Origin of the sequence: Saccharothrix coeruleofusca, from assembly GCF_017876325.1 — a bacterium.
Lineage (GTDB): Bacteria > Actinomycetota > Actinomycetes > Mycobacteriales > Pseudonocardiaceae > Actinosynnema > Actinosynnema coeruleofuscum.
Genome location: NZ_JAGINV010000001.1, coordinates 5,437,429 through 5,460,023 on the forward strand (window position 1 = coordinate 5,437,429; position 22,595 = coordinate 5,460,023).

Annotated in this window: 24 protein-coding genes and 1 pseudogene; 11 read left to right on the plus strand and 14 right to left on the minus strand. The window is 72.0% G+C overall.

Annotated features, from left to right (window positions below; all coding sequences use genetic code 11):
• Positions 1-28 precede the first annotated feature (28 nt).
• The 4 genes from JOF41_RS24510 to ribD all read right to left on the minus strand — a co-directional run bounded on the left by JOF41_RS24510 (position 29) and on the right by ribD (position 4,241).
• The gene (locus JOF41_RS24510; protein WP_189222686.1) at positions 29-1,033 is read right to left on the minus strand and encodes a DUF3558 family protein; all 1,005 of its coding nucleotides are present in this window, start codon (positions 1,031-1,033) and stop codon (positions 29-31) included.
• Between the two features lie 227 nt (positions 1,034-1,260).
• On the minus strand, positions 1,261-1,515 hold the full coding sequence (locus tag JOF41_RS24515; protein WP_189222685.1) for a hypothetical protein: 255 nt from the start codon (positions 1,513-1,515) through the stop codon (positions 1,261-1,263).
• Between the two features lie 11 nt (positions 1,516-1,526).
• Positions 1,527-3,212 carry a sodium:solute symporter family protein gene (locus JOF41_RS24520; protein WP_189222684.1) on the minus strand — a complete coding sequence of 562 codons (1,686 nt, stop codon included), beginning with the start codon at positions 3,210-3,212 and terminating at the stop codon, positions 1,527-1,529.
• A 288-nt stretch (positions 3,213-3,500) separates the two neighbouring features.
• Positions 3,501-4,241 (minus strand): bifunctional diaminohydroxyphosphoribosylaminopyrimidine deaminase/5-amino-6-(5-phosphoribosylamino)uracil reductase RibD, encoded by a 741-nt coding sequence (ribD, locus tag JOF41_RS24525; protein WP_307867514.1) that lies wholly within the window; start codon positions 4,239-4,241, stop codon positions 3,501-3,503.
• A 180-nt stretch (positions 4,242-4,421) separates the two neighbouring features.
• Here ribD and JOF41_RS24530 point away from each other — a divergent pair, with 180 nt between their 5' ends.
• Complete coding sequence (locus JOF41_RS24530; RefSeq protein ID WP_209622241.1) at positions 4,422-4,628, plus strand: DUF397 domain-containing protein; 207 nt, start codon at positions 4,422-4,424, stop codon at positions 4,626-4,628.
• A gap of 25 nt (positions 4,629-4,653) precedes the next feature.
• Here JOF41_RS24530 and JOF41_RS24535 read toward each other — a convergent pair.
• Positions 4,654-4,743 (minus strand): annotated as a pseudogene (locus tag JOF41_RS24535) (endonuclease NucS); the annotation flags it as partial.
• A gap of 195 nt (positions 4,744-4,938) precedes the next feature.
• Between JOF41_RS24535 and cutA the strand changes: the two are divergent.
• Positions 4,939-5,265: a divalent-cation tolerance protein CutA gene (gene cutA / locus JOF41_RS24540; protein WP_209622244.1), complete on the plus strand. Its 327-nt coding sequence runs from the start codon at positions 4,939-4,941 to the stop codon at positions 5,263-5,265.
• On the opposite strand, the gene JOF41_RS24545 is transcribed toward cutA, so the two are convergent.
• Entirely contained in the window at positions 5,249-6,514 is a 1,266-nt protein-coding gene (locus JOF41_RS24545) for a helix-turn-helix domain-containing protein (RefSeq protein ID WP_209622247.1), read from the minus strand. The genes cutA and JOF41_RS24545 overlap by 17 nt on opposite strands.
• Positions 6,515-7,163: 649 nt before the next feature.
• Positions 7,164-7,823: an endonuclease NucS gene (gene nucS, locus JOF41_RS24550; RefSeq protein WP_189222680.1), complete on the minus strand. Its 660-nt coding sequence runs from the start codon at positions 7,821-7,823 to the stop codon at positions 7,164-7,166.
• Positions 7,824-7,879: 56 nt separating this feature from the next.
• Here nucS and JOF41_RS24555 point away from each other — a divergent pair, with 56 nt between their 5' ends.
• The 3 genes from JOF41_RS24555 to JOF41_RS24565 are packed head-to-tail and all read left to right on the plus strand — an operon-like array spanning position 7,880 to position 10,325.
• The gene (locus JOF41_RS24555; protein ID WP_307867516.1) at positions 7,880-9,247 is read left to right on the plus strand and encodes an amino acid permease; all 1,368 of its coding nucleotides are present in this window, start codon (positions 7,880-7,882) and stop codon (positions 9,245-9,247) included.
• 2 nt (positions 9,248-9,249) lie between these two features.
• Positions 9,250-9,786: an NUDIX domain-containing protein gene (locus tag JOF41_RS24560; protein ID WP_189222679.1), complete on the plus strand. Its 537-nt coding sequence runs from the start codon at positions 9,250-9,252 to the stop codon at positions 9,784-9,786.
• Positions 9,783-10,325, plus strand: a complete 543-nt coding sequence (locus tag JOF41_RS24565; RefSeq protein WP_209622250.1) for a GNAT family N-acetyltransferase — start codon at positions 9,783-9,785, stop codon at positions 10,323-10,325. The genes JOF41_RS24560 and JOF41_RS24565 overlap by 4 nt, the downstream gene beginning before the upstream one ends.
• A 90-nt stretch (positions 10,326-10,415) precedes the next feature.
• On the opposite strand, the gene JOF41_RS24570 is transcribed toward JOF41_RS24565, so the two are convergent.
• A complete protein-coding gene (locus JOF41_RS24570) occupies positions 10,416-11,183 on the minus strand; it encodes an enoyl-CoA hydratase-related protein (protein WP_189222677.1) in 768 nt (255 codons plus the stop codon).
• Between the two features lie 50 nt (positions 11,184-11,233).
• Between JOF41_RS24570 and JOF41_RS24575 the strand changes: the two genes are divergently transcribed.
• Positions 11,234-11,974, plus strand: a complete 741-nt coding sequence (locus JOF41_RS24575; protein ID WP_209622253.1) for a hypothetical protein — start codon at positions 11,234-11,236, stop codon at positions 11,972-11,974.
• Here JOF41_RS24575 and JOF41_RS24580 read toward each other — a convergent pair.
• Positions 11,961-12,911, minus strand: a complete 951-nt coding sequence (locus tag JOF41_RS24580; RefSeq protein ID WP_209622256.1) for a GlxA family transcriptional regulator — start codon at positions 12,909-12,911, stop codon at positions 11,961-11,963. The genes JOF41_RS24575 and JOF41_RS24580 overlap by 14 nt on opposite strands.
• Positions 12,912-12,956: 45 nt before the next feature.
• On the opposite strand from JOF41_RS24580, the gene JOF41_RS24585 reads away from it, so the two are divergent.
• Both JOF41_RS24585 and JOF41_RS24590 read left to right on the plus strand, forming a co-directional pair.
• Complete coding sequence (locus JOF41_RS24585) at positions 12,957-14,177, plus strand: MFS transporter (RefSeq protein ID WP_209622260.1); 1,221 nt, start codon at positions 12,957-12,959, stop codon at positions 14,175-14,177.
• A gap of 73 nt (positions 14,178-14,250) precedes the next feature.
• A complete protein-coding gene (locus tag JOF41_RS24590; protein ID WP_209622263.1) occupies positions 14,251-14,778 on the plus strand; it encodes an isochorismatase family protein in 528 nt (175 codons plus the stop codon).
• Positions 14,779-14,839: 61 nt separating this feature from the next.
• Here the strand turns inward: JOF41_RS24590 and JOF41_RS24595 are convergent, their stop codons facing one another.
• Positions 14,840-16,831: an ethylmalonyl-CoA mutase gene (locus JOF41_RS24595; RefSeq protein ID WP_209622266.1), complete on the minus strand. Its 1,992-nt coding sequence runs from the start codon at positions 16,829-16,831 to the stop codon at positions 14,840-14,842.
• Positions 16,832-16,947: 116 nt separating this feature from the next.
• Here JOF41_RS24595 and JOF41_RS24600 point away from each other — a divergent pair, with 116 nt between their 5' ends.
• Positions 16,948-17,229 (plus strand): SPOR domain-containing protein, encoded by a 282-nt coding sequence (locus JOF41_RS24600; RefSeq protein ID WP_229795324.1) that lies wholly within the window; start codon positions 16,948-16,950, stop codon positions 17,227-17,229.
• On the opposite strand, the gene murA is transcribed toward JOF41_RS24600, so the two are convergent.
• A complete protein-coding gene (gene murA, locus JOF41_RS24605) occupies positions 17,219-18,478 on the minus strand; it encodes a UDP-N-acetylglucosamine 1-carboxyvinyltransferase (protein ID WP_209622269.1) in 1,260 nt (419 codons plus the stop codon). The two genes, JOF41_RS24600 and murA, sit on opposite strands and share 11 nt — an antisense overlap.
• Before the next feature lie 81 nt (positions 18,479-18,559).
• Between murA and JOF41_RS24610 the strand changes: the two genes are divergently transcribed.
• Both JOF41_RS24610 and JOF41_RS24615 read left to right on the plus strand, forming a co-directional pair.
• Entirely contained in the window at positions 18,560-19,132 is a 573-nt protein-coding gene (locus tag JOF41_RS24610; RefSeq protein WP_189222670.1) for a cob(I)yrinic acid a,c-diamide adenosyltransferase, read from the plus strand.
• A gap of 84 nt (positions 19,133-19,216) precedes the next feature.
• The gene (locus JOF41_RS24615; RefSeq protein ID WP_209622272.1) at positions 19,217-20,338 is read left to right on the plus strand and encodes an erythromycin esterase family protein; all 1,122 of its coding nucleotides are present in this window, start codon (positions 19,217-19,219) and stop codon (positions 20,336-20,338) included.
• 133 nt (positions 20,339-20,471) lie between these two features.
• Here the strand turns inward: JOF41_RS24615 and JOF41_RS24620 are convergent, their stop codons facing one another.
• The 3 genes from JOF41_RS24620 to JOF41_RS24630 all read right to left on the minus strand — a co-directional run bounded on the left by JOF41_RS24620 (position 20,472) and on the right by JOF41_RS24630 (position 22,576).
• Positions 20,472-20,903 (minus strand): DUF2550 domain-containing protein, encoded by a 432-nt coding sequence (locus JOF41_RS24620; protein WP_189222668.1) that lies wholly within the window; start codon positions 20,901-20,903, stop codon positions 20,472-20,474.
• A gap of 28 nt (positions 20,904-20,931) precedes the next feature.
• Positions 20,932-21,297, minus strand: a complete 366-nt coding sequence (locus JOF41_RS24625; RefSeq protein ID WP_189222667.1) for a F0F1 ATP synthase subunit epsilon — start codon at positions 21,295-21,297, stop codon at positions 20,932-20,934.
• Positions 21,298-21,373: 76 nt separating this feature from the next.
• Positions 21,374-22,576 (minus strand): MFS transporter, encoded by a 1,203-nt coding sequence (locus tag JOF41_RS24630; RefSeq protein WP_209622275.1) that lies wholly within the window; start codon positions 22,574-22,576, stop codon positions 21,374-21,376.
• Positions 22,577-22,595 lie beyond the last annotated feature (19 nt).

The following is a 22,595-nucleotide window of genomic DNA, read 5'->3' on the forward strand; positions in this document are numbered from 1 at the left end:
GGTGTTTCGGCGGGCTGTCAGCCCTCGATCACGCCCTGGGGATCTTCGCCGCGAGGGCCTGGGCGAACCCGACCGCCGTCGCGCAGCGGTCGAACTCGGTCTTCTTCGGCCCCGCCGACTTGACCTCGACCAGCTCGCCCTGGTTCCTGCCCGACGTGCGCTGCACCCACTTCACCGAGCAGGACGGGAACGCCCCGGTCTCCTGCACCTGGTAGCCCTTGAGCCCGCCGCCGAGGTCGACCTCGGTCTGCGCGTCGTCGAACTTGTTGTCCTCGGGGACGAAGCCCTGCCGGAAGTCCACGCCGAGCTCCCGGTCGCGGTCCTGGGCGACCCACGAGCAGTTGTGCAGCCCGTACGGGTAGTAGCGGAAGCCCGCGCCCACCGCGGCCTCGGCCGTCGCGCGCTCCGGCAGGGCGCACGGGTCCAGGGTGAGCAGCGAGCCCTTGGGCGCGGTCCGGGTGGCCGCGCGGGCCTTGATCCGCTGCACCACCGACTCGGCGACCAGCCTGCCCGGCGCGCAGGCGTCGCCGTCCTTGTAGCCGATCTGGACGGTGATGCCCAGGCCGGGGTTGTCCTGGGTGATCACCGAGACGAAGCAGGCGCTGCCGTCCAGCTCCTGCTCCGCGGCGCGCAGGCCGGCGATCTGCTTGTCGGCGTTGCGCAGCTCCACGGTCATGGTCTGGCCGACCTCGACGGTGACCGCGAGGTCCTTGCCCGCCTTGTCCTCCATGAAGTTGGAGCAGCGGCTGAACCCGCTGGGGGTCTCCTCCTGGGCCGGCTTGCCCAGGCGCTGGAGCACCTCGTGGTCGAGCAGCCCGCACGGGTCGGTCAGCCGCAGCCTGTCCGGCGCGAAGGCGGGGTCCGCGGGCTGGCCCGAGGCGGCGGTGGTGGCCGGAACGCCGGACGGGTCGCCCGCGTTCTCCGCGCCCGCCGGGATGGTGGTGCGCGGGAACCGCTGCTTGCTCAGGTCAGCGCCTGCGCAACCGGCCAGGACGAGCAGGGCGCCCAGCAGGGCGGCGACGAGACGGGGCACGACGTGCACGGTAGCGACCGGTTGCGCCATTCGTGGTCACAACCCCGTGTTCCTCCTCACGGTGGCCTTCGGGAACGATTCAGAAGGTCACTTCGCTGTACCGGGTGAAGACCCCGCGAGGAGAGGAGTTCCATGCGCACCCGAATCCGGCGCGCCATCCGCAGGCTCGACACCTGGACCGTCGAGGCCTTCAACCCGGTGTACCCGCACCACCCCCGCCGCGTCCGCTAGGACGTCCGCCGGGACTCGGCCTCCGCGTCGTCGGGGACCACGATCGGGCGCAGGGCGGTCCAGGCGGCGAACACCGCCGCCAGCGCCAGCATCCCCACCCCCGACCAGAGGTTGACGTTCCACCCGTCCGCCTTGGCCAGGTCGGCCTCGTCGGTGAAGCCGAGTCCGACCACCACCAGGACCACGCCGTACACGGCGAACAGCATCGCGATGACCAGTCGCAGGTCGAACAGCCCGGCTTTGCGCGCCACGATGACCTCCCTCAGCCGAAGATGATGTTGAGCACGGCGGTCAGGACCAGCACACCGCCGCCGAGCAGCGCGGGCGAGCGGTACCACCCGGCGTCCTCACCGGTGGTGGAGTGCTTGCGGTCCTCCTTGGGCGTGAGGCTGTAGACCAGGCCCACCAGCCGCTCCTGCGGCACCGGCCTGGTCACCATGGTCACCGCCACGCTGACCACGATGTCCACCACGAACGCCACGCCCGCGCCCAGGAAGCTGGCGCCCTGGCCGGGCAGGTCGAGCACGCCGGTCTCGGCCAGCACGAACACCAGCACCGCGCCCAGCGTGCCCGCCACCAGGCCCGCCCAGCCCGCCGCCGCGGACATCCGCTTCCAGAACATGCCCAGGATGAACGTGGCGAACAGCGGCGCGTTGAAGAACGAGAACAGCGCCTGGATGTAGTCCATGATGTTGCCGTAGCCCGCCGCGAGGAACGCGGTGAAGATGGCCACGATGGTGCCGCCGATGGTGGCCAGGCGGCCGACCCGCAGGTAGTACTCGTCCGGGCGGTCCTTGCGGACGTAGTCCTGCCACAGGTCGTAGGTGAACACCGTGTTGAACGAGGACACGTTCGCCGCGACACCGGCCATGAACGAGGCCAGCAGACCCGTGATGGCGATGCCCAGCATGCCGTTGGGCAGCAGGTCGCGGATCAGCAGCGGCAGGGCGTTGTTGTAGACCACCCCGGAACTGGCGTCGCCCGCCTTGAGCGCCTGCACCTCCGGCACCACCACCGCGGCGATGATGCCGGGGATGATGATGATCGCCGGGATCAGCGCCTTCGGGTAGGCGCCGATGATCGGCGTGCGCTTGGCCGCCGACATGCTCTTGGCCGACAGCGCCCGCTGCACCTCGGCGAAGTTCGTGGTCCAGTAGCCGAACGACAGCACGAAGCCCAGGCCGAAGACGATGCCGATGACGCTGAGCACCGGGTTCTGGAAGCCGGTCAGCTCGGTCGCCGGGTAGGCCGACAGCTGCTCGGCGCCGCCGGGGCCCGCGGTGACCTTGTCCACCAGGCCCTGCCAGCCGCCGACCTTGTGCAGGGCCGCCAGGGTCAGCGGGAGCAGCGCGGCGACGATGACGAAGAACTGCAGCACCTCGTTGTAGATGGCGGCGGACAGGCCGCCCAGCGTGGTGTAGGCCAGCACGATCGCCGCGGCGATGACCACCGACAGCGGGATCGGCCAGCCCAGCAGCAGGTTCAGCAGCGAGGCCAGCGCGTAGAGGTTGACGCCCGCGATGAGCACCTGGGCGGCGGCGAAGCTGACCGCGTTGACCAGGTGGGCGCCGGTGCCGAAGCGGCGGCGCAGGAACTCGGGGACGCTGCGCACCTTGGAGCCGTAGTAGAACGGCATCATCACCAGGCCGAGGAACACCATGGCCGGGATCGCGCCGATCCAGTAGTAGTGCACCGTCGGCATGCCGTACTGCGCGCCGTTGGCGGCCATGCCCAGCAGCTCGATCGCGCCCAGGTTGGCGGAGATGAACGCCAGGCCGGTCACCCACGCGGGCAGCGAGCGCCCGGACAGCAGGAAGTCCAGGCTCGTGGACACCGACCGGCGGGCCAGGAAGCCGATGCCGAGCACGACGACGAAGTAGACCGCGAGCAACGCGTAGTCCAGCGGTCCGGCGTCCAACCGGAGATCCGCCTCGGCCAGCACGGGCACCTTCGCCCACCTCCCTGTTCGCAGGATCGAACAACAAGCCCCAACAGCGGACATTACGCCACACCGATGTTGACCCGGCGCACCGGACCGTAGACCAGTTGGACGATCTCCGCCGGAGATGGCTACCCGCGCCTAAACCCCTGCTCACGGCACGTTCCCCCCACCGAGTGACCCTCCACCGCGCCCGCTTCCCCCACCCGCGAGTCGCGCGCTCACGCACCGCGAGTCGCGCGTTCCGACACCGCGAACCGAGCGTTCGCGACCTCCGGTGGTACTTGCCGACGCGACCTAGCGCCGCACCGGCCGCGCCACCAGCCGCACGTCGCTCCCGGACCTGGCCACGTCGACCAGCTCCAGCCGGAGGATGTCGGACATGCTGCGGATGCCCGCGTCCTGCAGGCCGCTCTTGCCCGAGCCCAAAAGCGCGGGAGCCACGTAGTTCACCACCCGGTCCACCAGCCCCCGCGCGATGAAGCTGCCCGCCAGCGTCGGCCCGCCTTCGAGGAAGACCCCGCGCACCCCTCGGGCGAGCAGTCTCGCCAGGACGTCGTGGAGGTCGAGCCCCCGGTCGGCGCGCCTGACCCGCAGCACCTCGGCCACCCCGTCCAGGTGCGAGGCGTCGGCGTCCTCGGCCACCACGATCAGCGTGGGCGCGGCGTCGTTGCAGACGTTGGCGTCACGCGGCGTCCTGGCATTGCTGTCGATCACCACCCGCAGCGGCTGCCGCTCCGGGTTGTCCACGATCGACAGGTCGAGTCGCGGATCGTCGCTACCGCGCACGGCGAGGTTGGGGTTGTCCGCCCGCTGGGTGCCGGAGCCGACCACCGTCGCGTCGCAGCCCGCGCGCAGCAGGTGCACCTCGGCGCGGCTCTCGGCGCTGGTGATCCACTGGCTGGTGCCGTCCTCGGCGGCGATCCGGCCGTCGAGGGTGGCGGCGAACTTGTAGACCACGAAGGGGCGTCGCCGGGTCTCGATGACCGACTCCCATTCGTCCCGGCCGACCAGCTCGTCAACGCTGAGCGTCCCCACCCAAGTCCCCTTCGCCACCAACCGCGCGGATGAACTCGTCGACGCTCGGGAGCGCCCGCCACCGGAGCATAAGGGCAGTGCCGGGTCCTTCGCGTCCGCCAATTTTCCACCCACTACCCCGACCATGGACACCACAACGAGCGTTCGTGGCCGAGAGCGACAGCAGCGAGGAGGAAGACCATGGGTGAGGCAGGTCTGTCGGGCGCGCCGTGGCGGAAGAGCAGCTACAGCGGCAACGGCGCGAGTTGTGTCGAGGTAGCTCCCGTCCACGGCGCGGTCGTCGCGCGCGACTCGAAGAACCCCACGGGACCGGTGCTGCGCTTCAAGCCCCGCCGGTGGGTGTCGTTCCTCCACGGGCTCGACAACGGTGCGTTCGAGCAGCAGTAGTCGCGACGGAGGAGGCATGTGCGGCTCAGAACAGGCGGAATTCGTCCGGTTCGATCCCGCGCAGCGCGTCGTAGTCCAGCACCACGCAGCGAATCCCCCGGTCCTCCACCAGCGTCCAACTGCCACTCAAGATTCTGACCAAGCGGCACTTCACCAGAACCCGCACCGGAGCAGGCAATTCGGATCACAGCCCGAGCGAAAGCCCTTTTATCCTGACTGTCCACTCAGACCCGCACTTTGCCAACTACATTTACCCGATCGGGTTTGCCGCATATTTCATCGCGGTAATTCTCGCGCATACACTGTTCGCATGACTGACGGCCTGCAGGTAACCACGACAACCGCCGACCGTGACTCCGCAGCAGACCTGGCTCGCTCTGCCGTGGCCGCCCGCCTGGCGGCAAGTGCCCAGGTGTCCGGTCCGGTGATGTCGTTCTTCTGGCACCTGAGCGAACAGGGCGAAGGTGAAGAGTGGCAGGTGACGCTCAAGACCACGACCGATCGCTACCCAGCGCTGGAGGCGCACCTTCGCCGTGAACATCCCTGGGACAACCCCGAGGTGACTGCCCTGCCGCTCGTCGCGGCCTCCGAGGACTACCTCGCCTGGCTGCGTCGAACGGTCACACCTGAGCAGTAGCCAGTAGACCTGCGGTCTCGATCGCGCTGAACACCATCGGCAACGAGCGGTGCGGCTTCAACCGCCGGACTAGCTTCTGGATCTTCTCAGCAGGCCGCACCGACCCCACTCCGCTTGCCAGTCGCGCGGCGCGCTCCGTGATGGTCGCGGCCTGCTCCACCTCCCCCGCATCGAGGTAGGCGTGAGCCAGCGACGTCAGGTACATCGCCTTGTCGCGAGCATGAGTGTCGCCGTAGCGGCTGAGCACATCCTCCAAGACGGGCACGGCGCGAAGCGGACGCCGGAGCTGCGTCCAACACCGACCGGCCATGATCTTGATCTCGTCTTCATCCACCCAGAAGACCCAGTCAGGTTCAGGGCGTTCATCCCGCTGGTGAACCACTTCGGCAGCTTCAGCCAAGGCACGATCAGCAGCGTCGGCTTGACCGGCGACAGCGTGCGTCCACGCCATCCGCTCCAGCAGGAGGGCTCGGACCTTCGGCGTGGCCTGCCGCTCCGCGATGGCGTACGAGGCGGTAGCCGTCTCGACGTTCGGCTTGTCCACGGTCACCTGTTGGTAGGCGAGGAACGCGAGGGCGTTGCCGGCTAGAGCTGCGTCCTCGGCTTCCTTGGCCGCCGCGAAACTGGTGGTGTAGTGCTGCTTCGCTACGTCGTGCATCCCGGCATCGAAGGCCGCCCACCCAGCGAGCTGCGCTTGCTCAGCGATGACTGCCGTGCACGCCTTGCGGACCGCAGTCGTACAACTGGCTTCGCGCACCAGCTTCGTGGTTGCCGCCAGCTCGGTGGCGTAGAGGTGAACGGTGTCGGCACCACCGAGGTAGTCGTCCAGGCGGCGGAGCCTGGCACTGCGCATGAGCATCATCCGCACGTCGCCCACGCCCAGTCGAGAGCCCACCTCTGACCGCGCAACACCTGGCAGGGTCACTGCCAACCCTGCCATCGCTCCAAGAAATTCTCGCCGCTGCACGTCATCTCCTCCGTGGTGCTCTCGCTGTTCAAGCCGACGCCTGGCCTTGGCGGCCGCAACCGCTCGCTTCACAATGCCCACGGGAATACCGAAGCTGTCGGCGTAATGCTGCTGCCAGTACGGCGTCAGCATCCGCTTTTCAGTCTCCCAGCGAGACACTTCATTGCGAGTGACCGCACGACCGGCACGTTCGGACAGCACATCGGCTTGCTCGCTCTGCGAGCGCCCAGCGCCAGCGCGAAGCCGGCGCAGCAACTCCCCGATGCTCGTCGGCTCGCGCATAGGATCATCCTGACGGGTGAGTAGGCGGGACGTCACCATTGTGGCCCCTGTTTCTGGCCACTCCTCGCCATATGGCCCCCTTTCCGGGCGACTCCGCCCGAACGGTCTAACGCCCACGCTGAGTCCGGTAGCGGTGTCGGACGATCAACACGGAATAGCGCACCGATCAGGTTGCGGTACACCGCGAAGCTTCGAACCGACATCCGCGGGCAGGTAGACGCCATTCAGCGCAACGCGCATCGACAACAGAAGGGCAAGCCGGTGCCGAACACGAATCCCGCTCGGAAGCGGCCGGTCGTCCCTGGAGCGGCTGGATGCGCTCCTACGCCGTGCGGAGGTCCGCACGTGAAAAAGCCGGGAGAGGACCCTGCCGAAGTAGCGGCACAACCGCTGTGCACCGAGGAAGAGTTCGCCCACATCATGCGCGTGATGGCCGAGGACCAGGCCCCCCGACTGTTCGCCATCGTGGAGGAGCACGGTGAACGAGCCGGTGGCAGGGTCGCGGGCTACGGCTTGGCCTACGGCGACCGCGTGGAGGTCAACTCGGTGGAAGGCGGCTTCCACCTGATCTCCCGCAGCGCGGAGCGCGCTTGCCAACTGTTCGAGATCTCCGCCGGGGCAAGGGGTGCGCGGACGCACCTGGTGTGGCTCAGAACAGGCGGAACTCGTCCGGCTCGATCCCGCGCAGCGCGTCGTAGTCCAGCACCACGCAGCGGATGCCCCGGTCCTCCGCCAGCGTCCGCGCCTGGGGCTTGATCTGCTGGGCCGCGAACACGCCCTTCACCGGGGCCAGCAGCGGGTCGCGGTTGAGCAGCTCCAGGTACCGGGTGAGCTGCTCCACCCCGTCGATCTCCCCGCGCCGCTTGATCTCCACGGCCACCGCCCCGCCGGAGGCGTCCCGGCACATCAGGTCCACCGGGCCGATCGCGGTGGGGAACTCGCGGCGGACCAGGGTCCAGCCCTCGCCCAGCGTGGTCACGTGCTCGGCCAGCAGCTTCTGCAGGTCGGCTTCGACGCCGTCCTTGACCAGGCCGGGCTCGGGGCCGAGTTCGTGCTTGGAGTCGTGCAGCACCTCGGCCAGCGTGATGATGAGCTTCTCGCCCGCCTTGTTCTGCACCACCCACATGCCGGGGTCCTCGATGAGCCAGCAGGGCGGGCTCATCCAGTTCAACGGCTTGTACGCGCGGTCGTCGGAGTGGATGGAGACCGACCCGTCCGCCTTGATCAGCAGCAGCCGCTGCGCCATGGGCAGGTGAGCGGTGAGGCGTCCGACGTAGTCGACCTGGCAGCGAGCGATGACGAGGCGCACGGCGGACAGGCTACGGGGTGCGGGCGCTCCGTGGCGGACAGGTACCGTCGGGGGTCGTGTCCCTGCTGAAACCCCTGCTGCGCACCAAGCCCGTCGGACAGCCACCCGATTCGCTCGACCGGCGCATGGGACTGCTGTCGCTGACCTCCCTGTCGATCGGCGCGACCCTGGGCACGGGCATCTTCGTGGTGCTGGGGCAGGCCGCGCCGGTGGCGGGTCCGGCGGTGGCGGTCTCCTTCGCGGTGGCCGCGCTGGCGGCGCTGTTCTCCGCGCTGTCCTACGCCGAGCTGGCGGGCGCGGTGCCGGTCTCCGGTTCGGCCTACTCCTACACCTACGCCACGCTGGGCGAGCTGGTGGCGTGGGTGTGCGGGTGGTGCCTGCTGCTGGAGTACGGCGTGTCGGTGGCCGCCGTGGCGGTGGGGTGGAGCGGCTACCTCAACGCCTTCCTGGACGCCACGCTGGGCGTCCAACTGCCCGCCGCGCTGTCCGGGGAGGTGGTGAACCTGCCCGCCGCGGTGGTGGTGCTGCTGGCCACCGCCGTGCTGCTGGGCGGGGTGCGCGAGAGCGCCGCGGTGACCACCGCCGCGACCCTGCTGAAGGTCGGGGTGCTGGTGTTCTTCGTGGTGGTGGCGGTGTTCGGGTTCCGCGCCGAGAACCTGGCCCCGTTCGCGCCCGCCGGGGTCGCCGGGATCACCGGCGCGGCCTCGCTGGTGTTCTTCTCCTTCATCGGTTTCGACGCGGCGTCGACCGCAGGTGAGGAGGCCCGCAACCCGCAGCGCGACCTGCCGCGCGCCATCGTGATCTCGCTGGCCGTGGTCACCGCGGTGTACGTGCTGGTGGCGCTGACCGCGGTCGCGGCGGTGGGCGTGGGGCCGCTGGAGGGCTCGGACGCCTCGCTGGCCACCGTGCTCGCGCAGGTCACCGGTCGCGGCTGGCCGTCGACGGTGCTGGCGGCGGGCGCGGTGGTGGCCATCGCCTCCGTGGTGCTGACGGTCCTGTATGGACAGACGCGGGTGCTGGTGGCGATGGCCCGCGACGGCCTGGTGCCCAAGCTGTTCGCCCGGCTGGGTTCCCGGCGGGTGCCGACGGCGAACACGCTGCTGGTCGGCGGGGCGGTCGCGGTGCTGGCCGCGCTGGTGCCGCTGGGGCAGCTGGCCGAGGCCACCAGCATCGGCACCCTGGTGGCCTTCGGGCTGGTCAACATCGGCGTGGTGGTGCTCAGGCGGACCCGCCCGGACCTGCCGCGCGGGTTCCGCACGCCGCTGGTGCCGCTGGTGCCGCTGCTGGGGCTGGGGATGTGCGTGCTGCTGGTGGCGGGTCTGGCTCCCGCGACGTGGATCGCCTTCGGCGTGTGGACGGTCGCGGGCTTGGTGGTGTACTTCGGCTACGGGCGGCGGCGCTCGGAGTTGGCACAGGGAGAGTGATCGTGGAAACGCTCGGATCGCGTCAGGTGTACGCCAATCCGTGGATGACGGTCCGGGAGGACCCCATCCGCCGGGCGGACGGCAGCACCGGGATCTACGGCGTGGTGGACAAGCCGGATTACGCGCTGATCATCCCGCTGGACGGGGAGCGGCTGCGGCTGGTCGAGCAGTACCGCTACCCGCTCGGCATGAGGCGGTGGGAGTTCCCCCAGGGCACCGCGCCGGAGCTGGCCGAGGAGAGCCCGCTGGTGCTGGCCGAGCGCGAGCTGCGGGAGGAGACCGGGCTGCGCGCCGGGAAGCTGGTGGAGCTGGGCCTGCTGGACGTGGCGCCGGGCATGTCCAGCCAGCGCGGCCGGGTTTTCCTGGCCACCCAGCTGGTCGAGGGCTTCCACGAGCGGGAGCACGAGGAGCAGGACATGCGCTCGGCGTGGTTCCCCCGCGCGGAGTTCGAGGCGATGATCACGCGCGGCGAGATCACCGACGCGCAGTCCATCGCCGCGTACACGTTGCTGCTGCTGCACGAGCACGCCCAGCCGTGATCGAGATCGCGGAACTGAGCCCCGCCGAGGTGTCCGCCCGCGCCGGGGAACTGGCCGACGTGCTGGACGACGTGGTCGCGGGCGGCGCGTCGCTGGGTTTCCTGTCGCCGCTGCGGCGCGAGGACGCGCTGGCGTACTGGCGCGGCCGGGCGGCCCCGGTCGCCGACGGCGCGGCCGTGCTGTGGGTGGCGTGCGTGGACGGCCGGGTGGTGGGCACCGTGCAGCTGCACCTGGCCGCCATGCCCAACGGCAGGCACCGCGCGGAGATCGCCAAGCTGATGGTGCGGCGCGACGCGCGCGGTCGCGGGGTGGCCGGTGCGCTGCTGGGGGCGGCCGAGCGGGGGGCCGTCGGGCGCGGGGTCACGCTGCTGGTGCTGGACACCCAGACCGGCTCGCCCGCCGAGCGGCTGTACCGGTCGTCGGGCTGGACCGAGGTCGGCGTGATCCCCGACTTCGCGACCGACCCCGGTGGCGTGCTCCAGCCGACGACCGTGTTCTACAAGCTGCTCCCCCGCGAGTCGAACCCCCGGAACCCCTGAGTTCCACGTTCGTGCGGCGCGTGCGCTGCCGGGTAGTGGTCAGCGGCCCCACTGGGCGTGTCGGGTGGTACTTGCCGACGCGGTTGGGGGTCAGTCGGTCCAGGTGGGTGGGCGCTTCTCCAGGAACGAGGACATGCCTTCCTCGGCCGCCGCGGTCTGGGACGCGGCGGCCATGACCTCCACGGCGATCGAGTAGGCGTCCGCCTCCGGGCGGTCGAGCTGGGCGTAGAGGGTCTGCTTGCCCAGCGCCTTGCTGGCCCGGCTGCCCCGCGTGGCGCGCGCCAGCAGCTCGTCCACCGCCTCGTCCAGCTCCGCCAGCGGCACGACGCGGTTGACCAGCCCCCACCGCTCGGCCGTGCGGGCATCCACGACGTCGCCGGTCAGCGCCATCTCCATCAGCCGCTTGCGCCCCACGCTGCGCGCCACCGGCACCGCCGGGGTGTGGCAGAACCAGCCGCCCTTGCCGCCCGGCAGGGCGAACCCCGCCTCCTCCGCGGCCACCGCGAGGTCGCAGGAGGCCACCAACTGGCAGCCCGCCGCCGTGGCCAGGCCGTGCACCCGTGCGACGACCACCTGCGGCACGGACTGGATGGTGCGCATCAGCTCCGTGCACAGCGTCAGCATCTCCCGCACGCCCTCCAGGTCGCGCGCGGCGACGTCGGCGAAGTCGTGGCCTGCGGAGAACACCGGCCCCTCGCCCGCCAGGACGACGCCTCTGGCGTCGGTCGCGGCGACCGCGCGGAACGCCGACAGCAGTTCCGCCAGGTGCGCGGTGGACAGCGCGTTGCGCCGCTCGGGGCGGTTCATGGTGATGCGCACGACGTCACCCGTGCGCTCGGCGGTGATGTGCTCAGGCATGTCCGAACCGTAGGCGCAACCCACCGGGGCGCGCGATCCGTCCTGGGGACGTGAGAGCGCATCTGCTGCTGGCCGTGTTGCTGCTGGCCGGGTGCGGGGTGAACGCCTCCGAGACGGGGCGGACGACAACCCCCGCGCCACTGCGACCGGTGGATTTCCCGGTCGACCGCCACCCTCGCCCGATCGTGCTGCTGGGCGAGCCGCTGGCCGTGGAACGCGGCTTCGCATCCAACGAGGAGAAGCTGTCGGGGCGCTACGAGCTGGTCGGCCCGCCTCCCGCGACACCGGAGCCCGGCGCGCTGCCGCTGATCGGCGCGGCGGAAGCGGTGGCCGCGATGTCGAGGCCCTCGGACCGGCCGCCGGTGAAGCTGGTGCGCGCCGAGTTCGGCACGGCGCGGTTCCGCACCGACCGGGGCGCGCTGGAGCTGCCCGCGTGGCGGTTCACCACCGAATCGGGCAGCTCACTGGCCCGGCAAGCGCTTGCGCCCAGCGCCGTGTGGCCCGCGCGCCCCTCGATGTACACCGCCACCGAGGACGGCCTGGAGCTGGAGGTGACGATGCTCGCCGCGCCTCAGGCGTGTCCCGGCCACGGTCCGGTGACCGCCGAGGCGGTGGTGGCGGAGTCCGCCACCAGCGTGGCGGTCGGCCTGCGGACGGCGGGCGAGCTCGGCGGGTGCCCCCGCACGGCGGACCTGCGGACGCAGCCCTACCGGGTGACGCTGTCCGCGCCGCTGGGCGCGCGGCTGCTGGTGGACGGGCAGGGCGGCGTCGTCGAGGTCACGAAGCGGTAGGCACCCGGAAGGTCCGCCGGTAGGCGTCCGGGGCCACGCCCAGCTCGTCGCGCAGCCGCCTGCGCAGGTTGGCGGGCGTGCCAAGACCGGACCGCTCCGCCACCCGGTGCACCGGCAGGTCCGTGGTCTCCAGCAGCCGCCGCGCCAGCAGCACGCGCTGCGCCCGCAGCCACCGGCCCGGCGTGCTGCCGGTGGCGGCCAGGAAAGCGCGGTGGAACGTGCGCTCGCTCATCCCGGCGTGCGCGGCCAGCTCCGCCACCCCGATCGGAGACGCCATCCTGGCCACCGCCCAGTCCACAGTGGACGACAAGCCCGCGCGGGGAGCATTGCCGCGCAACGGGGGTTCGACGTACTGCCGCTGACCGCCTTCACGGGCGGGCGGCATGACCAGCCGCCGGGCCAGCGCCGCGGCCACGTCCGCGCCGTGCGCCCGGCGCACCAGGTGCAGGCACAGGTCCAGCCCGCCCACCACCCCCGCCGAGGTGAGCACCTCGCCGCCGTCGGTGTAGAGCACGTCGCGCAGCACCTCCGCTCGCGGCGCGGCGCGCGTCAGGTCGTCCAGCAGCCGCCAGTGCGTGGTGGCCTCGCGGCCGTCCAGCAGCCCGGCGGCTGCCAGGGTGAACGCCCCCGAGCACAGCGCCGCCACCGCGCCCGTCGTCGAGCGCAGCGCCCGCACGGCGCTCGCGGGCACCGGCGCGAAGGGGTCCTCCCGTCCCGGCACCACCACCAGGTCGCAGTCCCGCAGCCCGGCCAGCCCGTGCGTGGCCGGGACGACGCCCAGCGGCGCGACCGGTGTGGCCGCCCGCCCCGGCGCGCACACCCGCAGCTCGAACGGGCCGACACCGGAGTCGGTCCGGTCCACGCCCCACACCTCGGCGACCACGGACAGGTCGAACATCCGGCTGCCGGGCAGCACGAGGACACCCACGACGCGCATGGCGGGACGGTAACCGCTCGGGCGATGATGGGACTCGGGGGGAACATGGCGGAGGTTCGGCTGCGCGACCACCGGGGGTTCGTCCGCTTCTGGGCGGCCGACGCGGTGTCGCTGCTCGGCACGTACGTGACCGCGCTGGCGTTGCAGGCGCTGGCCATCGAGGACTTGGGCGCCTCCGGCACCGAGGTGGGCGTGCTCGGTGCCGCCCGCTGGCTGCCGTACCTGCTGTTCGGGCTGGTCGCGGGGGTGCTGGTGGACCGCTACCGACGCCGCCCGGTGCTGGTGGGCGCGGACTTCGCCCGCGCCGCGGTGCTCGGGCTGATCCCGCTGCTGGCGGTGCTGGGGCTGCTGACCGTCCCGCTGCTGGTCGCGCTGGTGGCGGTGTTCGGCGCGCTGTCGCTGGTGTACGACGCGGCGCACCAGTCGTTCCTGCCGCGGCTGGTGCCCCGGTCGCTGCTGACCGAGGCGAACGCGCGGTTGGGGCAGGCGGGCGCGGTAGCCCAGGCGGTCGGGCCGGTGGTCGGCGGCTGGCTGGTCAAGGCGGTCGGCGCGCCCGTCGCGATCCTGCTGGACGCGGTGTCCTACCTGGTGTCCGGGCTCGTGCTGGCCACGCTGCGGGTGACGGAGCGGGTGGCCCCCGCGCCGTCCCGACACCTCGGCCGCGAGCTGCGGGAGGGGCTGGCGTGGTTGTACCGGCACCGGACGCTGGCCCCGTTGGCGATCAACTCGCACGTGTGGTTCCTGTTCAACAGCGTGGCGGTCACCGTCTTCCCGTACCTGGTGCTGGCCGACCTCGGTTTCGACACCTTCGCCCTCGGCACGGCCTACGCGCTCAGCGGCGTCGGCGCGGTGCTCGGCGCCTCGCTGTCCGGACCGGCGGCGCGGCGCTTCGGCGCGGGCCGGGTGGTGGTCGTGGAGCGGTGGCTGACGCCGCTGGCCTACCTGCCGCTGCCGTGGGCCGGGGGCGACGCGCGGGGGCTGGTCCTGCTGTGCGGGGCGCAGTTCCTGTTCGGCCTGGCGATCGGCCTGTCCGGGCCGGTCGAGCTGGCCTACCGCCAGTTCGTCACGCCGGACCGGCTGCTGGGCAGGACGAGCGCGACGATGCGGTCGCTGAACCGGGGCGCGATCGTGCTCGGGGCCCCGCTGGGCGGCGTGCTGATCGACGTCTTCGGCAGCCAGGTCGCGGTGTGGGTGGCCGTGGCCGGGCTGGCGGGCCAGGCCGTGTCGATCACCTGCTCGCCCGTGCGCGCGGCACGGCTGGAGTAGTGGCGGAAAAGTATCCCCGCGCGCCAGTCGTGCCACTCCCCCGCGCCGCCCCCGGCGGCCCAGACTCGACCGCATGACTTCCGCTCTGATCCTGATCGACGTGCAGCGCGGCTTCGACGACCCCTACTGGGGCAAGCGCGACAACCCCGACGCCGAGGCGAACATCGCCGCGCTGGCGGCCGGGTGGGACGGGCCGCTGGTGCTGGTGCGGCACGACTCCACCACCCCCGGCTCGCCGCTGCGGCCGGGGCGGCCCGGCAACGCCTTCAAGTCCGAAGTGGACGGACTCGCGGCGGACCTGGTGTTCGGCAAGGAGGTCAACTCCGCCTTCCACGGCGAGGTCGACCTCGACGGGTGGCTGCGCGAGCGCGGCATCACCGGGATCGTGCTGGCGGGCGTCCAGACCAACATGTGCGTCGAGACGACCGCGCGGGTGGGCGGCAACCTCGGCTACCGGGTGCGGGTGGTGCTCGACGCGACGTTCACGTTCGACCTGGAGGACCTGACCGCCGACCAGCTGGCCCACGCCACGGCGGTGAGCCTGCGCGGCGGCGGCTTCGCCGAGATCACCACCACGGCCGAGGTCCTCGGCCGCGCCTGAACGCTCGGTTCGCGTTGTCCGGACGCTCGGTCGGTGGTGCCCGGACGCTCGGTTCGCGGGGTCAGCGGACGTGCGCCTGGCGGATGACGGTGACGATCTCGTCCATGATCTGGGTGAGCTCGTAGTCCTTGGGGGTGAAGACCCTGGCCACGCCGCGCTCGCGGAGCTTCTCGGCGTCGCCGGGCGGGACGATCCCGCCGACGATGACCGGGATGTCCCCGGCACCTGCCTCGCGCAGCCCGTCGACCACGGCGGGCACGACCTCCAGGTGCGAGCCGGACAGGATCGACAGGCCCACCACGTGCACGTCCTCCTGCACCGCGGCGGCCACGATCTGCGCCGGGGTGAGCCGGATGCCCTGGTAGACCACCTCGAAGCCGACGTCGCGGGCCCGCACGGCGACCTGCTCGGCGCCGTTGGAGTGCCCGTCCAGGCCCGGCTTGCCGACCAGCATGCGCAGCCGCTCCCCCAGCTCCTCGCCGGTCTCGCGGACCCGCTCGCGCACCCGCGCGATCTCCGCGCCCACCTCACCGGAGGCCGACGCGGCGGACACCCCGGTGGGGGCGCGGTACTCGCCGAACGCCTCGCGCAGCGCCCCCGCCCACTCCCCCGTGGTGACCCCGGCACGCGCGCACGCGATGGTGGCCTCCATCAGGTTGCGGTCGCTGCGGGCCGCCGCGCGCAGTTCGTCCAGAGTGGACCGCACGGCCGCGTCATCGCGCTCGGCCCGCCACTTGCGGATCGCCTCCACCGCCCGGTGCTCCACGGCCGGGTCGACGGTCTCGATCGCGTTCGCGCCCTCGGCCTGCAGTGGCGAGGGCTCGGTGGTGTCGAACCGGTTGACCCCCACCACGACGTCCTCGCCGGTCTCCACCCGGCGGCGGCGCTCGGCCAGCGAGGACACCAGCCGCGACTTCAGGTAGCCGGACTCCACCGCGGCCACCGCGCCGCCCATCGCCTGCACGCGGTCGATCTCCTCGCGCGCCCCGGCGACCAGCTCGGCGACCTTGGCCTCGACCACCCGCGAGCCGGTGAAGATGTCCTCGTACTCCAGCAGGTCCGTCTCGTAGGCCAGCACCTGCTGCATCCGCAGCGCCCACTGCTGGTCCCACGGGCGCGGCAGGCCCAGCGCCTCGTTCCACGCGGGCAGCTGGATCGCGCGGGCGCGGGCGTCGCGGGACAGCGCCACGCCCAGCATCTCCAGCACGATGCGCTGCACGTTGTTCTCCGGCTGCGCCTCGGTCAGCCCCAGCGAGTTGACCTGCACGCCGTAGCGGAAGCGGCGGTGCTTGGGGTCGGCGATGCCGTAGCGGTCGCGGGTGATCTCGTCCCACAGCTGGACGAACGCCCGCATCTTGCACATCTCCTCGACGAACCGCACGCCCGCGTTGACGAAGAAGGAGATGCGGGCGACCACGTCGCCGCGGCGCTCCGCGGGCACCTGCCCGGAGTCGAACACCGAGTCCAGCACCGCGATGGCGGTGGACAGCGCGTAGGCCAGCTCCTGCACCGGGGTCGCCCCGGCCTCCTGCAGGTGGTACGAGCAGATGTTGATCGGGTTCCACCTGGGCGCGTTGGCCACCGTCCAGGCCACCACGTCGGTGGTCAGCCGCAGGCTCGGTCCCGGCGGGAACACGTAGGTGCCCCGCGACAGGTACTCCTTGATGATGTCGTTCTGCGTGGTGCCCGCGAGCGCGGCCCGGTCCGCGCCCTGCTCCTCGGCGACGCTGACGTACAGCGCGAGCAGCCACATGGCCGTCGCGTTGATGGTCATGGAGGTGTTCGCCTCGGCCAGCGGGATGCCGTCGAACAGCTGCCGCATGTCGCCGAGGTGGCTGATCGGCACGCCGACCTTGCCGACCTCGCCCCTGGCCAGCTCGTCGTCGGGGTCGTAGCCGGTCTGCGTGGGCAGGTCGAAGGCCACCGACAGGCCGGTCTGCCCCTTGGCCAGGTTGCGCCGGTACAGGGCGTTGGACGCGGCGGCGGAGGAGTGGCCCGCGTAGGTCCGCATCACCCAGGGGCGGTCGCGCTCGCGGTCGGCCGGGTAGGGCACGGCAACCTCCGATGGCCGGGAACGTCGTCGTCGTCGTCGCCCAGAGCGTACTGAACGGTAACTAACGCGCACCGTGCCGTTGCTCACTGGATCGGTCCTGGAGGACCATCTACCGCGTGACCACGTTCCTGCTGCTCGCGGTACTGCTGGGCCTGCTCGCCCTGGTGCTGCGCTGGGCCTTCGGCAACGACCGGCGGGCCGTGCCGGACTACACCGGGGACGACTTCGGCCTGCTCCGCGAGGTCGCCGAGGAGCCGACCGCCGAGGCCGCGCAGGCGCTGGCGGGGCGCCTGCGGGCCGCGGGCATCCGGGCCACCGTGGTCAGCCGGGGCGGCGCGCACCGGCTGATGGTGTTCCCGGCGGACCTGGCCGAGGCCAGGCTGCTGCTCAGGCGGTGACCCGGTCCACCGTCGCGCCCAGCTTGCGCAGGTTCTCCACGAAACCGGGGTAGCCGCGCTCGATGTGGAAGATCTCGTAGACCTCGGTGGTGCCGTCCGCGCACAGCCCGGCCAGCACCAGCCCCGCGCCCGCGCGGATGTCGGAGGCCCACACCGGCGCGCTGGACAGCTTCTCCACGCCTCGGACCACCGCGTGGTGGCCGTCGGTGCGGGCGTCCGCGCCCAGCCGGACCATCTCCTCGATGAACCGGAACCGCGCCTCGAACAGGTTCTCGGTGATCATCGAGGTGCCGTCGGAGACGCTGGACAGCGCGATGGCGAACGGCTGCAGGTCGGTGGCGAAACCGGGGTAGGGCAGCGTCACGAAGTCCACCGACTGCGGCCGGTCGTGCTGCACCACGCGGAAGGTGTCGTGGCCGGCGGTGGTGACCTCCGCGCCCGCCATCCGCAGCTTCTCCAGCACCAGGTCCAGGTGGTGCGGGTCGACCCCGCGCACGGTGATGTCGCCGCGGGTCATGGCGGCGGCGAAGGCCCACGTCGCGCCCACGATCCGGTCGCCGATCACCCGGTGCTCGGTGGGCCGCAGCGACTCCACGCCGTGCACGGTCAGCGTCGAGGTGCCCGCGCCCTCGATCCGGGCGCCCATCTGCTGCAGCATCACGCAGATGTCGACGATCTCCGGCTCGCGCGCGGCGTTGTCGATGACCGTGGTGCCGTTGGCCAGCACGGCGGCCATCAGGATGTTCTCGGTGGCCCCCACGCTGGGGAAGTCCAGCCAGATCTGCGCGCCGTGCAGGCCCTCGGCCTCCGCGACCACGCAGCCGTGCTCGATCTCGCTGCGCGCCCCCAGCTTGCGCAGGCCGCTCTGGTGCATGTCCAGCGGGCGCGAGCCGATCGCGTCGCCACCGGGCAGCGCCACGACCGCGCGCTTGCAGCGGCCCACCAGCGGCCCCAGCACGCACACCGACGCGCGCAGCTTGCCCATCGCCTCGGAGTCGGCGCGGTGGTTGAGCTCGGCGGGCGTGGTGATGGTGGCCACGTCGCCGTCGATGTCCACCTCGCAGCCGAGGCTGCGCAGCACGTCCGCCATCAGCGGGACGTCCAGGATCTCCGGGCAGTTGGTGATCGTGGTGGTGCCCTCGGCCAGCAGCGCCGCGGCCATCAGCTTGAGGACGCTGTTCTTGGCGCCCACCACGTCGACCTCGCCGACCAGCCGCGCACCGCCCTGGACCCGGAAGTGCTCACTCACCAAGGAACTCCAATCTGGAATGGCGTCATCCTACGGAGCGACTGAATCGGGACAGTGCCGGGCGGCCCGTAGGGTGCCGTCATGGCGGTTCACCTGACGAAGATCTACACCCGCGTGGGGGATGACGGCACGACGGGGTTGGGCGACTTCTCCCGCGTGCCCAAGACCTCCCCGCGCATCGCGGCCTACGCCGACGTGGACGAGACCGGGGCGGTGCTCGGCGTGGCGCTGGCGCTGGGCTCGCTGGAGCCCGAGGTCGTCGCGGTGGTGCGCAAGGTGCAGAACGACCTGTTCGACGTGGGCGCGGACCTGTCCACCCCGGTCGTGCCGGACCCGCAGCACCCGCCGCTGCGGGTGACCCAGGCGTACGTGGACCGGCTGGAGCGGTGGTGCGACGAGTTCAACGCCCGGCTGGGCAAGCTGGACTCGTTCATCCTCAGCGGCGGCACCCCCGGCGCGGCGCTGCTGCACCAGGCCCGCACCGTGGCCCGGCGGGCGGAGCGCAGCACGTGGGCGCTGCTGGAGGCCGAGCCGGAGACGACCAGCGCGCTGCCCGCCAAGTACCTCAACCGCGTGTCGGACCTGCTGTTCATCCTGGCGCGGATCGCCAACCCCGAGGGCGACGTGCTCTGGCAGCCCGCCGACAACGCCTGACCCCCGGTTGAGGCTTTTACCGCGATGTCGTCCCGCTTCGCGGCAAAAGCCTCAACCGACGTTTCAACGATACGGTTGAATCCCATGAGTCAGGACATCCGGGACTTCACCACCGCGCCGTGCACCCTGCTGGCACTGGGCGAGCCGACCCACGCGGAACCGGCCTTCGCCCAGGTCCGCAACGAGCTGTTCGCCCAGCTGGCCGCCGAGGGCTTCCGCTCGATCGCCCTGGAGACCGACCGCGCCGCCGCGCTGGTCGTGGACGACTACGTCCGAGAGGGCGCGGGAACCCTCGACCAGGTGATGGCCGAGGGCTTCACCCACGACTTCGGGAGCATCGCGGCCAACCGGCGGCTGGTCGCCTGGATGCGCGAGCACAACGCGGACCTCCCGCCGCGGGAGCGCCTGGCCTTCCACGGCTTCGACATCCCCACCGAGACCATGAGCGCCCCCAGCCCCCGGCGTCACCTGGAACGCGCCCGCGACTACCTCGGGCTCGACCTGGACCTCACCGGCCTGCTCGGCGACGACGAGCGGTGGAGCCGCACCGAGGCGGTCCTGGACCCCGCCGAGTCGATCGGCGCCACGCCCGAGGCCGTGCGGCTGCGCGCCATCGCCGACGACATGCTCACCGAGCTCTACGCGCGGGCCCCGGAGCTGATCGCCGCGACCTCACCCGCCGAGTGGTCCCGGACCAGGACGCACCTCGCCGCCGGGATCGACCTGCTGCGCTACCACCACCGGTGCGCGCAGCGCGTGGACCGGCGGGTGCGGCTGCGCGACCTGACCGCCACCAGGGACGCCCTCATGGCCAGGAACCTGCTCGACATCCGGGAGGCCGAGGCCGAGCGGGGCCCGACCCTGGTCTTCGCCCACAACCTGCACCTGCGGCGCACCCCCGGCACCATGCGCGTGGGGGACGTGGACGTCACCTGGTTCGGCGTCGGGGCCGTCATGGCGTCCCTGCTGGGCGAGCGGTACCGCGTCGTCGTCGGCAGCCTGGGCCGGGGCAAGGCGTTCGAGCTGGGCGAACCCGAGCCGGACACCTACGAGGGTTACCTCCAGCACCGCGCAGGCACCTGGAGCCTGACCCCGACCAGCGCGATCCCCGACGCCCGCCCCCGCGCCGACAACACCACGAGGCACTACTTCCCCCTGGAGCGGGACGTCCTCGCAGGCTCCGACGCCGTCCTCCACCTCCCCTAACAACGTCGGCAAGTACTACCCGTCCCCCGTCGTCGAGCGCGTAACTACTACCCGCCCTCTGCGGGACGCACGGCGGGTAGTAGTCAACGGCCCGCTGCGGCGGGTCGGGTAGTACTTGCCGACGCGGTGGTTCTTAGCTGGCCCAGGGGATGGAGCGGCCGGGTGGGGCGGATTCGAGCCAGGACAGGAAGCCGGTGAGGGCGTCCGGGCCCATGGCCAGCTCCACCTCGCCGTCAACGGTGCGGCAACGCAGCACCTGGGCGCCCACGGGCATCGCGTACGCCTCAGGAGCGGTGGGCTCGCGGCGGGTGTCGATCTCGAACCCGTCGCGGTGGATCATGCGGTCCGGGCCGATCTTCAGGCTCAGCACCCGGAACCAGGCGAACTCGTCGCCCCGGTAGTGGCCCACGCCCAGGTGCCAGCCGCGCCCGCTCTCGTCCAACCGGGAGCGCAGCGCCACGTGCACGCCCCCGGCGCGCAGCAGGCGGATGCGGCGCCACGCGAAGTACGCGAGGACCACCACCGCGATGAACAGGACCACCCCGACTACTTCGGCGATCCCCACGGCGCTGCCCGCTCGTCCGCGTCCGCCGTCAGACCGTCTGCCCCGCGGCCCGCAGGCGCGCGTTGGCCCTGGCCCGCTCCACCTCGTCGGCGTCCTGGAGCGCCGAGCGCGCCTGCTCCACGTCGATCTCGTGGGCCAGTTCGGCGTCCTCGGCGAGGATGCTCACCCCGTCGGTGGTGACCGACAGGAAGCCGCCGTGCACCGCGGCGGCCACCAGGTCGCCGTCGGTGGTGCGGATGCGCACCACGCCCCCCTCGACCAGCTCGCCGAGCAGCGGCTCGTGGCCGGGCAGGATGCCGATCTCGCCCTCGGTCGTCTGCGCGACCACCGAGGTGGCCGTGCCGGACCACAGGCGGCGTTCCACGGCGACCAGCTGGACGGTCATCTCGGCCACGCGCATCTCCCTCGATCAGGCTGGGGTCGACTGCAGTCTAAACGGTCGCCGCGCGACCGCGCCGCCCCAGCCCGGCTCAAGCGGGTTCGACCCGGCGTTGCGCCGCTCGGGTGATGCCCGTGCGCGTGCCCACCGCCGCGACCGCCAGCGCGCCCAACGCCGCTACCAGCGCGAAGGCGTAGAAGCCCCAGGGGTCTGCCAGACCGGCGGTCAGCAGCGCGCCACCCAGCAGGGGACCGCAGATCGCGCCGACCCGACCGACGCCCGCGGTCCAGCCCAGCCCGGTGGCGCGGTTGCCGTCGCCGTAGGTGCGGCCGACGTAGGCGTAGACCAGCACCTGGGCGCTGAACACGAAGCAGCCCGCCAGCAGCACCGCCAGGTACACGCCCGCGCCGGGCAGCCGGACGCTCAGCAGCGCCAGGAACAGCGCGGAGCCGGTGAACCAGGCCAGCGTCGCGGGCCGCACGCCCACCCGGTCGGCCACCGCGCCCGCCACCAGCAGGCCGACCACCGCGCCCACGTTGAGCGTCAGCAGCAGGCCCAGCGCCGCCCCCAGCGGGTAGCCCGCCTGCCGCATGATCTGCGGCAGCCACGTGTTCAGACCGTAGACCAGCAGCAGGCCCATGAACGAGGCCACCCAGAACGCCAGCGTGGCGCGCAGCAGGCCGGGGGTGAACAGCGAGCCGACCACCCGCCGCGCGGACGTGCCGGAGAACCCGCGCGACTCGGGCAGGCGGCGCGCCATCAGCGGCACCAGCACCAGCGCGGGGGCCGCGCCGATGACGAACAGCGCCCGCCAGCCCCACGCCGGGATGACCACGATGCCCAGCAGCGCGGTGAGCACCGCGCCCACGTGGTAGCCGGTCATGATCAACGTGGTGGCGCGACCGCCGCGCCCCGGCCCGGTGAACTCGTTGACCAGCGCGATCGCGGTGGGCAGGCAGCCGCCCAGGCCCAGCCCGGCCAGGAACCGCAGCAGCGCGAAGACCAGCGCCGACGGCGCGAACGCGCACAGCAGGGTGCACGCGGAGAAGCCGGTGACCGCCAGGACCAGCGCCCTGCGCCTGCCGATGACGTCGGTGACGGTGCCGATGGCCAGCGCGCCCAGCATCATCCCGACCAGGCCCACCGTGGACACTGCCGACGCGCTCGCCGGGGTCAGCCCCCACACCCGGTCCTGGAGCAGCACCGGCAGCACCGTGCCCAGCACCACCAGGTCGAACCCGTCCAGCAGCACCGCCGTCCAGCACAGCGGCAGCACCCACCGACCAGCCGACATCGCGCCTCCCTCGGCCCGC

Excerpts from the sequence above, each read along its gene's own strand:
- JOF41_RS24545 (WP_209622247.1), bottom strand. The coding sequence starts at position 6,514 with ATGCGCGAGCCGACGAGCATCGGGGAGTTGCTGCGCCGGCTTCGCGCT.
- JOF41_RS24580 (WP_209622256.1), bottom strand. The coding sequence starts at position 12,911 with ATGCGCGTCGTGGGTGTCCTCGTGCTGCCCGGCAGCCGGATGTTCGAC.
- JOF41_RS24570 (WP_189222677.1), bottom strand. The coding sequence starts at position 11,183 with ATGCCTGAGCACATCACCGCCGAGCGCACGGGTGACGTCGTGCGCATC.
- JOF41_RS24590 (WP_209622263.1), top strand. The coding sequence starts at position 14,251 with ATGACTTCCGCTCTGATCCTGATCGACGTGCAGCGCGGCTTCGACGAC.
- JOF41_RS24585 (WP_209622260.1), top strand. The coding sequence starts at position 12,957 with ATGGCGGAGGTTCGGCTGCGCGACCACCGGGGGTTCGTCCGCTTCTGG.
- cutA (WP_209622244.1), top strand. The coding sequence starts at position 4,939 with ATGACTGACGGCCTGCAGGTAACCACGACAACCGCCGACCGTGACTCC.
- JOF41_RS24630 (WP_209622275.1), bottom strand. The coding sequence starts at position 22,576 with ATGTCGGCTGGTCGGTGGGTGCTGCCGCTGTGCTGGACGGCGGTGCTG.
- JOF41_RS24610 (WP_189222670.1), top strand. The coding sequence starts at position 18,560 with ATGGCGGTTCACCTGACGAAGATCTACACCCGCGTGGGGGATGACGGC.
- JOF41_RS24615 (WP_209622272.1), top strand. The coding sequence starts at position 19,217 with ATGAGTCAGGACATCCGGGACTTCACCACCGCGCCGTGCACCCTGCTG.
- JOF41_RS24530 (WP_209622241.1), top strand. The coding sequence starts at position 4,422 with ATGGGTGAGGCAGGTCTGTCGGGCGCGCCGTGGCGGAAGAGCAGCTAC.